Here is a 13051-nt window from a genome sequence, read left to right as displayed (position 1 = left end):
CTAAAAGTTAAGTATGTTCTGAATAGTATATTTAAAATAGATATCATCTATTGGTTTATAAAAAATTACATTGCCAAGAAATCTAACATCTCTAAATTATGGATAAATAAAACGTATGCTATAAAAAAGACTGGTTAAATAAAGATGGCAGAGAATAATATGACTCAACTGATTGAGGTGAAGGTTAAAGACCAATTTAGCAATATTTATGCAGTCCAAGCATTATTACGGGTGATTCCGGAAAATTCGGCCTTACATAAACTCTCATTATTTCAAAAGATTGAACATATCGTTGTGAATGGCGAAATTATTCGTCCAAGTATTGAGTTGCTTTTTGAAAGCCGTATTTCCGACAGTATTTATCGTATAGTTGAATAGTGAAAATATTTAAAAAAGCTCAGCAGACATCATTGAGGAAAGATAAAAACTCACTTATTTCTTATTTATGAGTAATAAGTAAAGGTGAGTTTTTATAATGGGAAAAACCAAGCTTAATAAATATTTTCAAGAAATTAATACGATTAAAAAAGCTCACTGCCGTGAGCTAAAGACCCATGCTTAAATTAAATTTAGCTCTACATCATATTTATTAAATTCCTGCATAACGTTTTCAATCACTTTGATTCCAATGGCATCATCACAACTAAAAATTTCATCATGGCCTTGTGTACTGTCATAACAGATGATTTGCTGGATTAGCCAACGATTTTCAACTTCTGTTTGTTCAATAATGACCCGAAGCGGTTGCAAATTTTCGCTGACTTGGCGGGGCAATACACTGGTAATAGCAAGTTGAATATGGGTCAGGTCTTGTTGAGGACTTAAAAATGTAAGCACCCAGTTACCTATTTTTTTTAAGTACATAGGATTGTCTGCTGGATGAAATTCTAAATAATGTAAGGATGTCATCATGAATTCCCCTGAAATATTTACTATATGGGGCTTTTAGCGAATATTTGCCATTCAGCTAAGGTCTTATTTAGAATAAAGCAATTGATTGTAGTTTAATCGAGCGATAGTGAAATAAATCCAATCTTATTGTTTTATAAGTATAAAAATGAATATTACCTAAATGGCTAAGACCTTAAATAAATAATAAAACATAAAAAAGCTCTTAATCTTATTCAGCTCATCAGTTTCTGTAAAGAAGAATTGATCTGGCTGAGGCATCGGTTTAATTCCTGTGGTGCAATGCGACTTTCCTGTAATGTGGTGATCCATTGCATCTGACACTGTTTTAAACTGCGTAAATCGGTAGTTTGAAGAATGCGCGTGATCAGCTGTTTGGCCATTAAACCGCAGTGCTGTTGTAACAGTTGTACCATTAGCTGTTTAACTTGTTCAAAGTCCAGTATTTCTGCACTAAGTTGCATTTCATTTTCATGAGATGGTTGCTGTGCACTTGAATCCCTTATTGATGATTGGGAAATGCTGATCGGTTCGGCAAAGTGATCTTTAAGTTGAGTACTTTGGAGGGGAAGATCGGTTTCAATTTCTGTATTCAGGTTATTGGGTGCGAGTGTTTCCTGAATCTGCTGCTGAGCAGGGCAGCTAATTAAACCCATCTCGAGCAATTGTTCGAGTAATTCTGGCGGGGCAATACGACGTTTAAATTGTTCAGAGAGCAGATCAAAATCATCGGTGCCAATCAATAGTAATAGTCTGCGCTGACGAGCATTCAGATTCATTGAACGCTGTTTTAAACTTTCAATGCCTAAATCAGTTTTATGAAATTGAGTCATGCTTTAATTTACGTTGTAATAAATTAAGGCTGATTGTAGGGTTTAATCATGACAGGAATGTTAAAAAATATTACAAATCATAAGATTATAGCGTAACAATATTGGCATTCTCGAGTGCCTTACGCAAATAAGGGTCCAGATCTTCCTGACGAAGTAACCATTGCTTATAATCTGCCGGTAAATCCGCGATAGTAGTTCCGCGGTGTTTGCCGAAATTAATGCTACGGGGAATACGTGCTTCTTCCGATTTATTATAAAGTTCTTCAATGCTTTGAATATTTAGATGATGGATTTCATGCATTAAAATATTGGCAGTTAAAATAATATCCATATCGGCACGGTGCGCTTTTTTAATCATCTCGCGGGCTTTTTCACTGCCTTTGCTAATCATGTAAATAAGTGCAGAAATATTGTGTGCTTCGGCATCTGGCCAGACTAAACGTGCCAGTGCAAGGGTACAAATGGCTTTAATCTTGCTGGTATCTACGCCGCATTTTTCAATGGCACGAATATCATAATCAATATTGTGGCCAATAATATAAGTGGTTTCCTGTGGCAGGCTGAAAGTGCTGTAGTGAGGTTGGCCGACCAGCTCGGATTCCAGAATATGATGCACTGCCATGGCGGCAAAAGAGATCGGTTCATCGACACTATACAACTGGTCGAAAATTTTAGTCTTATCCAGTGTAAGTTTGCTGTCATGGATTTCAATCGGGGCATACGCAATTTCAATCGGCTGTCCATTTAAAGTATGGGTTTCGGTATCGAGAATAATTGCTTGCATGACTGGTCCATAACCGTAGCGATTGTTTGAGTCAATTTAACATTTTCAAATATGCGGAGACAAACTGAAAATACAGCCTTTTACCCATTCATGATTATTTCCGCACCGAGATGCTGTTTAAATGTGCTGCTTTGATGTCAGTACCCGAAATTAAAGCTTTATATTGATAAAAGCTAGCTAGTCTTTATGAATGAGTATCATTTTTTGAACAGCATCAGGATATTTCCATATTGCTGAGAATCAGCATATTTCAAAATCATCAAAACATTTTTAAATGCGATTTTAGCATGGCAAAAGGTTGTCCATAATCATGGTAAAAATAAGCGTTGATTCGGTTTTTAAATAATCATGTTGTTAGTGATTTTTATCTTTAAAATTTTACCCTCACAAAAAATCGCAAAATATAAGTTCAAGCAAGAATATTTTACTAAATTGATATTGTTAGATATTTGTAAAAGCATAAAAACCATCACTTTAAAAATCAATTATTTAACATTCAGTAAAATTCATCCTGTTTTTATGCTGTTCATTTGGTCTGAAATTGCATTGTTCCAAATGCGGAAGAGGGGTAATAGTTTGTATTTATGATTACTTAAATCATCAAAATAAAAACATATAAGGAAATGCAAACATGAAAAAAACATTTGCTACGGTGTTGCTAAGTGGTTCGGTCATTCTTTTAATAGCATGTGGAAGTGGAGATGGCGACTCAAATTTTATTCCAAGTAATGGAATACCAATAAACAATATTCAAAATCCAGTGGTGCGAGTGGATGCTTATACTGATCCCAATACCGGAGATGAATACCCAGATCTAAATGCAGACAGGCAATTACTGACTTACAAAATGTTAGGTGTTGATGACAAGGAAGTACAGGCGACTTCTTTAGTCTTTACTCCAACCACTGCCGTTCCTGCAAATGGATGGAAAATTGTGGTGTGGGCCCATGGAACGACTGGTGTGGCTGATAAATGTGCGCCAAGTGAGCAAGGTTTGGGAAATACAACAGTTTTGATTCAAAAATTACTGGATGCTGGCTATGTGGTAGTTGCCCCGGATTATGAAGGTTTAGGATCGGAAGGAAATCATCCATTCCTGAATCTGAAAAGTGAAGCTTATTCCATTACCGATGCTGTAGTTGCGGCACGTAAATATTTAACCGATCAGGGAGAAAAAGTATCTACAGAATGGCTGACGGTTGGGCATTCTCAAGGCGGGCATGCAGCTCTGGGTGCTGCACAATATGCATCCCGAGCAAATTTAAATTACAAAGGCACTATTGCGGTTGCGCCAGCTTCAAATTTGGCAGCTATTTTGACAGGAGGTGAAAACTCAGTCAAAGGCCTGCCTGGAAATGTACAAGCACCGGTATATGCAAAATTAGACATGTTTACGGCTTTAATTGTGGCGGGTATGCAAGGACATACTGTGTCTGTGAATTACGATCAGGTATTTAAACCTCAATCAGCCGCGATTGTGCCAATTGCAGAAACAGAATGTGCTCCTGATGTTGCAAATACCTTGGGTACTGCGATGGGACAATATGCAGCAACCCATAATAATTCATTGACCGGTTATGGTCGTACTCAAGATAGCTTTATGACTGTGCCTGTGATTAACAATTTTCTGGTCGGTGATTCGCAACCGGGCAGTGTTAAGTTAAATCAGCGGGTGATTATTTATCAGGGTTCAAATGACACCACCGTACCTGAAGCTGCAACCTTATTGTTAAAGGCTGTGCTTGCATCTAAAGGAACGACATTTGAGTATATTGACGATAAATTTATTACAAATGTGGCCGATCGTTGGGATCACAGCACAGTCGTGAGTGCAAATGTCGACAATATTGTCACAGATGTAAAATCTCTAATGCCAATTCAATAACTTGATTTGACTATCAATGTTCATGCTTTTTTCAAGGCATGAGCATTTTTTATTTAAAACTGAGTAAAGTTCATTCTCAATATTTATAAACTTCATGCTACAATACGCGCCAATCTTAGCACGGCTTAAAAGCCCTAATTTAATAGGACCTCGCTAATGTTTGCCAATATCTCTATTGCTGAATTTGATCCGGAAATCGCTCAGGCAATCGCTAACGAAGATGCTCGCCAAGAAGCGCACATCGAGTTAATTGCTTCTGAAAACTATTGCTCACCAGCAGTAATGGAAGCACAAGGATCAAAACTCACTAACAAATATGCAGAAGGCTACCCAGGCAAACGCTATTACGGCGGTTGCGAATACGTAGACGTAATCGAACAATTGGCAATTGACCGTGCTAAAGAACTCTTTGGTGCTGACTACGCTAACGTTCAGCCACATGCTGGTTCACAAGCTAACTCAGCTGTTTACTTGGCGCTGCTTAACCCAGGCGACACAGTTTTGGGTATGAGCTTGGCTCACGGTGGTCACTTGACTCACGGTGCAAAAGTAAGCTTCTCTGGTAAAACTTATAATGCTATTCAATACGGTTTAAACCCAGAAACTGGTGAAATCGATTACGAAGAAGTTGAACGTTTAGCTGTAGAGCACAAACCACGCATGATCGTTGCTGGTTTCTCTGCATACAGCCAAATTGTAGACTGGCAACGTTTCCGTGAAATCGCGGACAAAGTTGGCGCTTACCTATTTGTAGATATGGCTCACGTAGCAGGTTTGGTTGCTGCTGGCGTTTACCCAAGCCCAGTTCAAATTGCTGACGTAACCACAACGACTACCCATAAAACACTGCGTGGTCCACGTTCTGGTTTAATCCTTGCGAAAGCAAACGAAGAAATCGAGAAAAAATTACAATCAGCTGTATTCCCAGGTAACCAAGGTGGTCCATTGGTTCATGCTGTAGCTGCTAAGGCAATCTGCTTTAAAGAAGCAATGGCACCTGAATACAAAACTTACCAACAACAAGTCGTTAAAAATGCTCAAGCAATGGCTGAAGTATTAATTGCTCGTGGTTATGACGTGGTTTCTGGTGGCACTAAAAACCACTTGTTCTTGTTGTCTTTAATCAAACAAGACATCACAGGTAAAGAAGCTGATGCCTGGTTAGGTGCTGCTCACATCACTGTGAACAAAAACTCTGTACCTAACGATCCACGTTCTCCGTTCGTGACTTCTGGTATCCGTATTGGTACTCCAGCTGTTACAACTCGTGGTTTCGGTGAAGCTGAAGTACGTGACCTTGCTGGCTGGATCGCTGACATCCTGGATGCCAAAGGTGACGAAGCTGTAATTAACGCTGTTAAAGCTAAAATTGAAACTGTATGCGCTAAATTCCCTGTTTACGCAAAATAAGTTTCTTACTTAAAAAAGTCTCCTGTATGGAGGCTTTTTTTTGCATTTTTTTATGACACCAGCTGTGGAATGTTCTGTTGCATGGCTTTTGGATAAGGGAGTTTATTCGGTTTGTAATATTGTGCCCAAATTTGGGAAGCGGCTGGGCGTTTTTGTTCGCTATCTTGAATACCTTTATAAAATGCACCCATTGCACGATAAATCTCGGTTAAATTTTTGTTGGTAATTGCATCACTACTCAGAAAATAAGGCTGCAAAATACAAAAGCCACGATAGTCAAATACCTGAAAAAAGGGTATGACCAAATGAATATTCATCTGCTGTTCCCCATAATTACGTACATGCAGGGAAATGGCATCAGTACGTATATGCGGTAGGCAAGCATACATTTCATAACCCAGCACATTATAGGGATATTTTTCAGGGTTGGTATCCAGCTGCCTTAATGGTCCATCCGGTCCTTCCATATGGCTAAAAAAGGTATGACCCGGTGGAAAACTGGTGGGTGTCAGGCTTTGCTCGGGAGAGGTACGGGGAACCATTCCGTGAATATGCAGCAACAAAAAATGGCATAACTGACCTGCACGATATAAAGCGTCATAAAATGGTGATTGATGTAAATTGCTATTGGTTTTTTGCGTATCTTCCGCCAAATAAATAGGATTTCTGGTGGCTTTGATGGTTTGCAGGGCATTTAAAACATATTGTTTGCTTGATTCAGAAATGACCGGTTCAAATAAAAACTGGCAAATATGCTGGGTCACAAAAAAAATCGAGGCATTAATCTGGGCAATCCGACAGGTAGTTAAAGCATCCGAGATTTGCTGCCCCAGCATCTGGCTGACTTGCTTAGGACGGAACCAGCGTAGCGAAGTTTCAGCTTGCTCAGCAATGACTTGTCCAACATAAGCAGATAGAAACAAAATAAAGAAAAAATTGGCATCGTCTTCCAAGAATTTATCAACTGAAACCATATAATTCTGGCGAATTTCACGCATCAGATCATCTAAACGATCCAGACTAGAAATGCTATGGTCAAGATTAGAAATCTGGATCAGATTTTGAAAAGCAGAGCCGCAAAAGAGTGGATAAGCTTTGAAATACATGCTTTGTAAATCGTGCATTTGTTCTGTAAATTTATGGCGTTCATCTGCAAATATAATTTGATAATTCAAAATAATTGCTTCAATTTCCTGGCTGATGCTGAGCGGTAAATCATCTTCACAAAAATGCTTTGCCACATAGTGCAGCGGTAAAATAATTTGATTATTGCAATTCAGCGCATAGCTATGTACAAAGTTATTGGGACGATCGCGAAATTTTATAAAATTGGTTTGTAATTCTTCAAAAATTTGCCATTTTTCATCAAAGCCCAATTTCTGGCTGATAAATTGCCCTATATAACTGGCGATCAGGTAGACTGTCTTCAGTTTTAGCGGATCTTCAACAAAATCTGCAGTTTGTGTACCTATTTGCTTTTTAAATGCTGTAAATAGCTGATCCAGTCGCTCAAAACTGGCAAATGTACCATCAAAATTAACGGTTTTAAGTGCAGAAGCAATATAAAATTCATGTTGGTGTTCTGGAGTTTGAAAATGACTGCGAATATTCTGCATAAAATCGTGAGAGCCAGGCTCCACTGCTGAATGAAGTTCAGTAAGCGACATCGTATTATTCTTGTTGAGTAATTGTTTATATACATATGTATACTTGAAATAAATTATAAATCAACTAAATAGTTAGCCTTATTATTACTGAATGAAAAAAAAGTGGAAAAAGAGGAATTTTAATATGCAAAGACCCACAATTGTTATTTCACAACAAGATCTTGAACGTTTAGAAACCATGCTTGAGCATCAATCTAAACTGACACCCACGATGCAACATCTGGAAGATGAGCTTGCACGTGCTGAAGTGGTTGCTCCGAAAGATATGCCGGCAAACGTGGTGACGATGAATGCACGGGTATCGATTATCATTGCGCCTGCAAGTGAACCCACAACAATTACCCTGGTTTATCCGCATGATTTTCTCGGTGAAAAAGGGCAGGTCAATGTACTTGCACCTGTCGGTGCTGCCATTTTAGGATTGGCTGAAGGTCAGGAAATAGAATGGCCGCAGCCAGATGGTCACATTATGAAAGTTAAAATAGAACGCGTGTTGTATCAACCCGAGCGTGAAGGTGATTATCTGTAATCAAGTTTTATCCTCTTGGTGAGAAAAAGCCCCAACTCAGGGGCTTTGAATATTTGAATGGGACAATTAGTGTTTACTGATCTTATCTAGATATCCCATCATAAATGCAGAGAACACAAAGGTCAGATGCATAATGATGTACCACCTGATTTTGTCATTCGGAATATTTTTAGCGTCCATAAAAATGCGTAGTAAATGAATGGATGAGATGGCGACAATCGAAGCAGCAACCTTGAGTTTAAGCGAGTTGGCATCCATTTTTCCAAGCCAGTTCAGGCGGGTATCTTCATTTTGAATTTTCAGTTGTGAAACAAAGTTTTCATAGCCGGAAAATATCACCATCACAATTAAACCTCCCACCATGGTCATATCGACCAAAGAGAGAATCACCAGAATTAAGTCGGCTTCAGAATATTGCAAAATATGCGGCAAAACATGCCAGACTTCCTGAAAAAAATTTAATCGCCAACAGCAACAGTGCAAATGAAAGCCCAAAATAGACCGGGGCTAAAATCCAGCGTGCTGCATACATGGTATTGTGAAAGAAACGTTCCATTCATTCATCGAGTGACATTCTTTATATTTTGACTTGATCATAAATAATTCAATTTTAAAATTCGACATTATTTATATTTTTTTAATAGTTTGGATTTATTTGAATATTTAAATTCTTCCTTGAGCGATGAGTCTGTGTGATTCATCAAGATGACTAAATCAGAAAATTTCAAAACTTCAGCACGTATTGTGCTGATCACTGTCAAAGCTTTGACAGTGTTTATGGCCTATTCAGGGCAGACTGTATTTCAACAACACAACCTTGCAATAAAAATTGAAATATAAGGAATAACCCATGAGCCAAACTCAGACAAAACCATATGATCCAAATTATCAGTATCAGCATATTCAAGTAAAACCAATTACCGGCCGTATTGGTGCGGAAATTGAAGGGATTAAACTCTCTTCAACGCTAGATCAAGATACGGTTTATGAAATTAATCACGCTTTGGTCAGGTACAAGGCAATCTTCTTTAAAAACCAGCAACATTTAACCGATGATGAGCAAGAGGGTTTTGCTGCATTATTAGGAACGCCTTTGAACCATCCAACCGTTCCGGTAAAAAGCGGAACAGCACATGTACTTGAGCTGGATTCACGTGGCGGACGTGCCGATACCTGGCATACCGACATTAGCTTTATTGAAGATTATCCAAAGGCTTCCATTTTACGCAGCATCGTTGCACCGGCGGCAGGCGGTGATACCGTTTGGGCAAACACCACATCAGCTTATAACGATTTACCAGCAGAACTGAAAATTTTGGCAGATAGCTTGCGTGCTGTGCATAGCAATGATTATGACTATGCCTCTAAAGTGACGACCAATCCACGCATTGATGCTGAAAAATATCGTGCACTATTCAATTCAACTGAATATGAAACAGAGCATCCATTGGTGCGGGTACATCCTGAAAGCGGAGAGAAAACCTTGTTGTTGGGTCACTTCTTCAAACGCTTTGTCGGTTATAACAGCCAAGATTCACGTCGCTTATTTGAACTTTTCCAGGACTATGCGGTAAATTTAGAGAATATCGTACGTTGGCGCTGGAGCGTAGGGGATGTGGCAATCTGGGATAATCGCGCAACTCAGCACCGTGCCATCAACGATTATGGCGACGACCTGCGTGTGGTACGCCGTGTCACCATTGAAGGCGATATCCCAGTTGGGGTGGATGGTCGTCCAAGCGTGAACTTGAAGAAAGTGGTGAAACAGGACATTTCTAATTTTACTTTCGAAAATGGTCAAATTTTAGAAAAAGCCTCTTAAAGACTAAATTAACCAATTGGCTATCTAGAATCGTAATGATCTGAATTCGAGATATACATAGCGCTAAAAATTGGTTGGTCTAAAAATATAAAAAACCTAGTATTTGTTTACTAGGTTTTTTTATTTGAATGAGATCGATAAATTTCCATGCTCAGTCGCGCAGACAAATTACAGCAGATCTTTGCAGAGGATGCGGTCTTTTCCGGATTCACAGCACAGTCACATCAAACATTATTGCAGCAGGTGAAATATCTGCGCTTTTTTCCACAACAACAGATTTTGCGTTATCAGCAAAAACTGGATGATATTTATGTGTTGCTGTCTGGAAGGATGCAGATTGGCTGGTTGCTCAGTGAGGGCGAGTTTAAAGTCAGTGACTATGTGAAAATGTATTCAGTGTTTAACTTGGTGCCATTTTTACAGCAAAAACCGCTAAATTTCGATTTTTATGCCGTAGAGCAAGTCGAAGTCGCCGTGATTTCAGGTCAGGTTTTTCTGGAGCAATTACAGCAGCAGCCACCAGCCATGTGGCAGATTATTCAGTTACTGGGAGAACGAATGTATGGCTTGATGGAGAAAAACCGTTATTTACAAACCGCGAGTATCAATCAAAAAATTGCGCGACATTTAATCATCTTGGGACAGCAGGCAACGCCCCTAAGTCAGACCCATTCAACCATTCAATTTAAAATGAGCCAGCAGGATTTTGCCGAATTACTGAATGTGTCGCGGCAAACTTTAAATAAGCAACTGCAATATTTTATCCAACAACACATTGTCGAGTGGAATTATAGCCAGATTCGAATTCTCGATATGCAGCGCTTAAAACACATAAGCCAGTTATAAATCTGTTACTTAAAAAAGTAATGAACGGAATTTTTTTTGCCCAATCCATTTGCACTCAAAAATTCAAGGCAATAAAAAAGGCAAAGTAAACACTTTGCCTTTTCTGACCGGTGCCGATCTTAGTGGTGATGACCACCTGCACCGTGTACGTGACCGTGTTCTAATTCTTCAGCAGAAGCTTCACGAATTTCAACGATTTCAACTTCAAAAGTTAAATCTTGACCAGCAAGTGGGAAGTTTGCATCTACAACAATATTCTCGCCTTCAACCGCTTTAACAGTAACGATTTGAACGCCATCGTCAGTTTGAGCTTGGAACTGCATACCAGGTTGGATGTTGTCTACACCTTGGAACATTTTAGCTGGAACTTCTTGTACTAGGTCAGGATTGTATTCGCCATAACCTTCAGCAGCAGGAACGTTTACAGTGAATTTTTCACCAACAGTTTTGCCTACTAAAGCGTTTTCTAAACCAGGGATGATGTTGCCTGCACCGTGCAAATATGCAAGTGGCTCACCTTGTGATTGGTCGAGAGTTTCTCCCTCTGCGTTAGTCAACGTGTAGTGGAAAGAAACTACGAGGTCATTTGCAATAGCAGTCATGTTATTGATCCATTCAATTTTTTAAGGGTACATAATAAAGTGAAAAGCGAATTTTGTAGACTAAATTTAGCAAAAATCTGCATTTTCCATACTTTTATGGCGTTTTTTTAATAGTGGGGATGGTTTTTCTAATTTCAATACAGTTTTTTCATTGAAACTGTATTTCTGATCATAAAACAACGCATCTTGATTTACCCCTCGTCATACTCCAGCAATTTGATGATGGTTGAATGACAGGGTGAAGTTGGATAGGCAATTTGAGTTTGTTTTGAGGAGAGTTGAATTCGAGCTTTCAACATATTCACCATGAATTTTCGGCCCAAAAAAAGAAGATGGCTATATATGCCATCTTCAATTCATTGCTTTTATCTAAATGATTATTTGATTAATTTGATAGTTAGATTACCTGGCTCAAGTCTATCCATTAACCTAGAGGATACATTTTGACTTCAGCTTTTTCAGTGGAAAATAAACTAAACAGTTGCTTGAACCAGATGGCAATTTTTTGCAAGAAATTGGCTTCTTCAATTTGCACATGATCTTCAATGGCAATGGTTCGGATCAGCTGGTTATTTTGATAAACCTGTACAGTGGCCAGTTGCATGACTTTGGCAAGCGGAGCAGAAAGCAATTGCTCATTGATTTTCACATTTAAGTGCGTTTTGGTTTCTTGTAAGGGTTCGATTGCCTGAATGGTGCCATTGCCTGTATTCAGCATAATACGTTGATTGGCTGTGTCATAGGCCTGCAAGTCAATGGCATAGGGCTGATCGTATAAAGACGTGGTCACAATTTGCGGTTTTTTGGTTTCCAGCTTAAACATTTTTAAAGTAGATTTAATCACCGGCAATTCAGCAATTAACTGTTTATCTTTAATGGCTACTTCATTGCGAGTATAGGTATACGCCATATCTAGCAGGGTGTGGGCAACTTCAGCACGTTTTAAGGCATTTTTTGTCCCCATCACTACAACAATCAGGCGACGTTCAGGCATTGCGGGATTAGCGGTAGGGCGGTGTGCAGTCAGTGCCAGGTTATAACCCGCCGCTTTGGTAAAACCTGTTTTTAAACCATCCACACTTGGGTCAAATTTGAGCGCCAAGTTGGTTGCACGGTGAAAACGTTTGTTATAACTAAAACTTGGCATCACTGAATAGTGCAAATATTCAGGGGTCTGAATAGTCAGTGCTTGACCCAGTAGCGCCATGTCGTGTGCAGATGAAAAATGATCCGGCATGGTCACACCAGGTGCATTGGCAAAATGCGTATCGTTCATTCCCAACGCTTTGGCTTCCTTATTCATGCGTTCGATGAAAGCTGGAACATTGCCTGAAATACGTTCTGCCAAAGTCACAGCCGCATCATTGGCTGACATCACCACCAGACCTGCCAGAAGCTGATCTACAGTAATCTGATCACCTTGTTTAAGATACATCTGTGACTCATCCCACTGCACCATTTTTACCACTGGTGTCGCCGTGATGATCTCATCTTTCTTTAAACGACCCGCTTCAATTTCTTTCAGTGCGATATAAGCGACCATCATTTTGGTCATGGATGCCGGTGCACGTTGCTCATGGCTGTTGTGCTCGGCGATGACTTGTCCAGATTGGGTATCTAGAATAGTCCAAGCTGGGGCTTCAACACTTTCAGGTACAAGGTTAAGCAGGGTGGCATTTGCGAAGGTAGAGCATAAAACGCTGAGTGCTGCGATGAGGTAGATCAGGTGTTTCAATGAAGTTCCTTATTGACTAATCCCTTAGC

Annotated in this window: 13 protein-coding genes; 6 read left to right on the top strand and 7 right to left on the bottom strand. The window is 39.4% G+C overall.

Going from position 1 to position 13051, the window contains the following annotated elements; genetic code table 11:
• Positions 1–159 precede the first annotated feature (159 nt).
• Positions 160–378, top strand: coding sequence for a hypothetical protein (locus LZZ98_RS03105; RefSeq protein ID WP_237786602.1), 219 nt, complete (start codon positions 160–162; stop codon positions 376–378).
• A 180-nt stretch (positions 379–558) separates the two neighbouring features.
• On the opposite strand, the gene LZZ98_RS03100 is transcribed toward LZZ98_RS03105, so the two are convergent.
• The 3 genes from LZZ98_RS03100 to LZZ98_RS03090 form a co-directional block, all read right to left on the bottom strand.
• Positions 559–909: a hypothetical protein gene (locus LZZ98_RS03100; protein ID WP_237786601.1), complete on the bottom strand. Its 351-nt coding sequence runs from the start codon at positions 907–909 to the stop codon at positions 559–561.
• A gap of 215 nt (positions 910–1124) precedes the next feature.
• Positions 1125–1742 carry a hypothetical protein gene (locus LZZ98_RS03095; RefSeq protein ID WP_237786592.1) on the bottom strand — a complete coding sequence of 206 codons (618 nt, stop codon included), beginning with the start codon at positions 1740–1742 and terminating at the stop codon, positions 1125–1127.
• A gap of 85 nt (positions 1743–1827) precedes the next feature.
• On the bottom strand, positions 1828–2526 hold the full coding sequence (locus LZZ98_RS03090) for a 3'-5' exonuclease (RefSeq protein ID WP_237786591.1): 699 nt from the start codon (positions 2524–2526) through the stop codon (positions 1828–1830).
• Between the two features lie 631 nt (positions 2527–3157).
• Between LZZ98_RS03090 and LZZ98_RS03085 the strand changes: the two genes are divergently transcribed.
• Positions 3158–4411: an alpha/beta hydrolase family protein gene (locus LZZ98_RS03085; RefSeq protein ID WP_237786590.1), complete on the top strand. Its 1254-nt coding sequence runs from the start codon at positions 3158–3160 to the stop codon at positions 4409–4411.
• A gap of 156 nt (positions 4412–4567) precedes the next feature.
• Positions 4568–5821 (top strand): serine hydroxymethyltransferase, encoded by a 1254-nt coding sequence (gene glyA, locus LZZ98_RS03080; protein ID WP_237786589.1) that lies wholly within the window; start codon positions 4568–4570, stop codon positions 5819–5821.
• Positions 5822–5871: 50 nt separating this feature from the next.
• Here the strand turns inward: glyA and LZZ98_RS03075 are convergent, their stop codons facing one another.
• Positions 5872–7437: a hypothetical protein gene (locus LZZ98_RS03075; RefSeq protein ID WP_237786588.1), complete on the bottom strand. Its 1566-nt coding sequence runs from the start codon at positions 7435–7437 to the stop codon at positions 5872–5874.
• 175 nt (positions 7438–7612) lie between these two features.
• Here LZZ98_RS03075 and rnk point away from each other — a divergent pair, with 175 nt between their 5' ends.
• Complete coding sequence (gene rnk, locus LZZ98_RS03070) at positions 7613–8017, top strand: nucleoside diphosphate kinase regulator (RefSeq protein ID WP_086175935.1); 405 nt, start codon at positions 7613–7615, stop codon at positions 8015–8017.
• Between the two features lie 66 nt (positions 8018–8083).
• Here the strand turns inward: rnk and LZZ98_RS03065 are convergent, their stop codons facing one another.
• Positions 8084–8500, bottom strand: a complete 417-nt coding sequence (locus LZZ98_RS03065) for a TIGR00645 family protein (protein ID WP_237786600.1) — start codon at positions 8498–8500, stop codon at positions 8084–8086.
• A gap of 367 nt (positions 8501–8867) precedes the next feature.
• Between LZZ98_RS03065 and LZZ98_RS03060 the strand changes: the two genes are divergently transcribed.
• Both LZZ98_RS03060 and LZZ98_RS03055 read left to right on the top strand, forming a co-directional pair.
• Positions 8868–9839, top strand: coding sequence for a TauD/TfdA dioxygenase family protein (locus tag LZZ98_RS03060; RefSeq protein WP_237786587.1), 972 nt, complete (start codon positions 8868–8870; stop codon positions 9837–9839).
• 147 nt (positions 9840–9986) lie between these two features.
• Positions 9987–10685, top strand: a complete 699-nt coding sequence (locus LZZ98_RS03055) for a Crp/Fnr family transcriptional regulator (RefSeq protein WP_237786586.1) — start codon at positions 9987–9989, stop codon at positions 10683–10685.
• A 119-nt stretch (positions 10686–10804) separates the two neighbouring features.
• On the opposite strand, the gene slyD is transcribed toward LZZ98_RS03055, so the two are convergent.
• Positions 10805–11287 carry a peptidylprolyl isomerase gene (slyD, locus tag LZZ98_RS03050; protein WP_086175931.1) on the bottom strand — a complete coding sequence of 161 codons (483 nt, stop codon included), beginning with the start codon at positions 11285–11287 and terminating at the stop codon, positions 10805–10807.
• Between the two features lie 424 nt (positions 11288–11711).
• A complete protein-coding gene (locus LZZ98_RS03045) occupies positions 11712–13022 on the bottom strand; it encodes a D-alanyl-D-alanine carboxypeptidase PBP6B (protein ID WP_237786585.1) in 1311 nt (436 codons plus the stop codon).
• Between the last annotated feature and the right edge of the window lie 29 nt (positions 13023–13051).

This window comes from Acinetobacter sp. SM34, from assembly GCF_022012365.1.
In the GTDB taxonomy this organism is placed as follows: Bacteria; Pseudomonadota; Gammaproteobacteria; order Pseudomonadales; family Moraxellaceae; genus Acinetobacter.
The sequence above is the reverse complement of the archived record's forward strand: the minus strand, read 5'-3'. Positions and strand labels throughout refer to the sequence as shown.

What these genes read in the sequence shown, in the direction of transcription:
- LZZ98_RS03100 (WP_237786601.1), bottom strand. Translation starts at nt 909, where the DNA reads ATGACATCCTTACATTATTTAGAATTTCATCCAGCAGACAATCCTATG.
- LZZ98_RS03055 (WP_237786586.1), top strand. Translation starts at nt 9,987, where the DNA reads ATGCTCAGTCGCGCAGACAAATTACAGCAGATCTTTGCAGAGGATGCG.
- glyA (WP_237786589.1), top strand. Translation starts at nt 4,568, where the DNA reads ATGTTTGCCAATATCTCTATTGCTGAATTTGATCCGGAAATCGCTCAG.
- LZZ98_RS03105 (WP_237786602.1), top strand. Translation starts at nt 160, where the DNA reads ATGACTCAACTGATTGAGGTGAAGGTTAAAGACCAATTTAGCAATATT.
- LZZ98_RS03075 (WP_237786588.1), bottom strand. Translation starts at nt 7,437, where the DNA reads ATGCAGAATATTCGCAGTCATTTTCAAACTCCAGAACACCAACATGAA.
- LZZ98_RS03090 (WP_237786591.1), bottom strand. Translation starts at nt 2,526, where the DNA reads ATGCAAGCAATTATTCTCGATACCGAAACCCATACTTTAAATGGACAG.
- LZZ98_RS03095 (WP_237786592.1), bottom strand. Translation starts at nt 1,742, where the DNA reads ATGACTCAATTTCATAAAACTGATTTAGGCATTGAAAGTTTAAAACAG.
- LZZ98_RS03060 (WP_237786587.1), top strand. Translation starts at nt 8,868, where the DNA reads ATGAGCCAAACTCAGACAAAACCATATGATCCAAATTATCAGTATCAG.
- LZZ98_RS03085 (WP_237786590.1), top strand. Translation starts at nt 3,158, where the DNA reads ATGAAAAAAACATTTGCTACGGTGTTGCTAAGTGGTTCGGTCATTCTT.
- rnk (WP_086175935.1), top strand. Translation starts at nt 7,613, where the DNA reads ATGCAAAGACCCACAATTGTTATTTCACAACAAGATCTTGAACGTTTA.
- slyD (WP_086175931.1), bottom strand. Translation starts at nt 11,287, where the DNA reads ATGACTGCTATTGCAAATGACCTCGTAGTTTCTTTCCACTACACGTTG.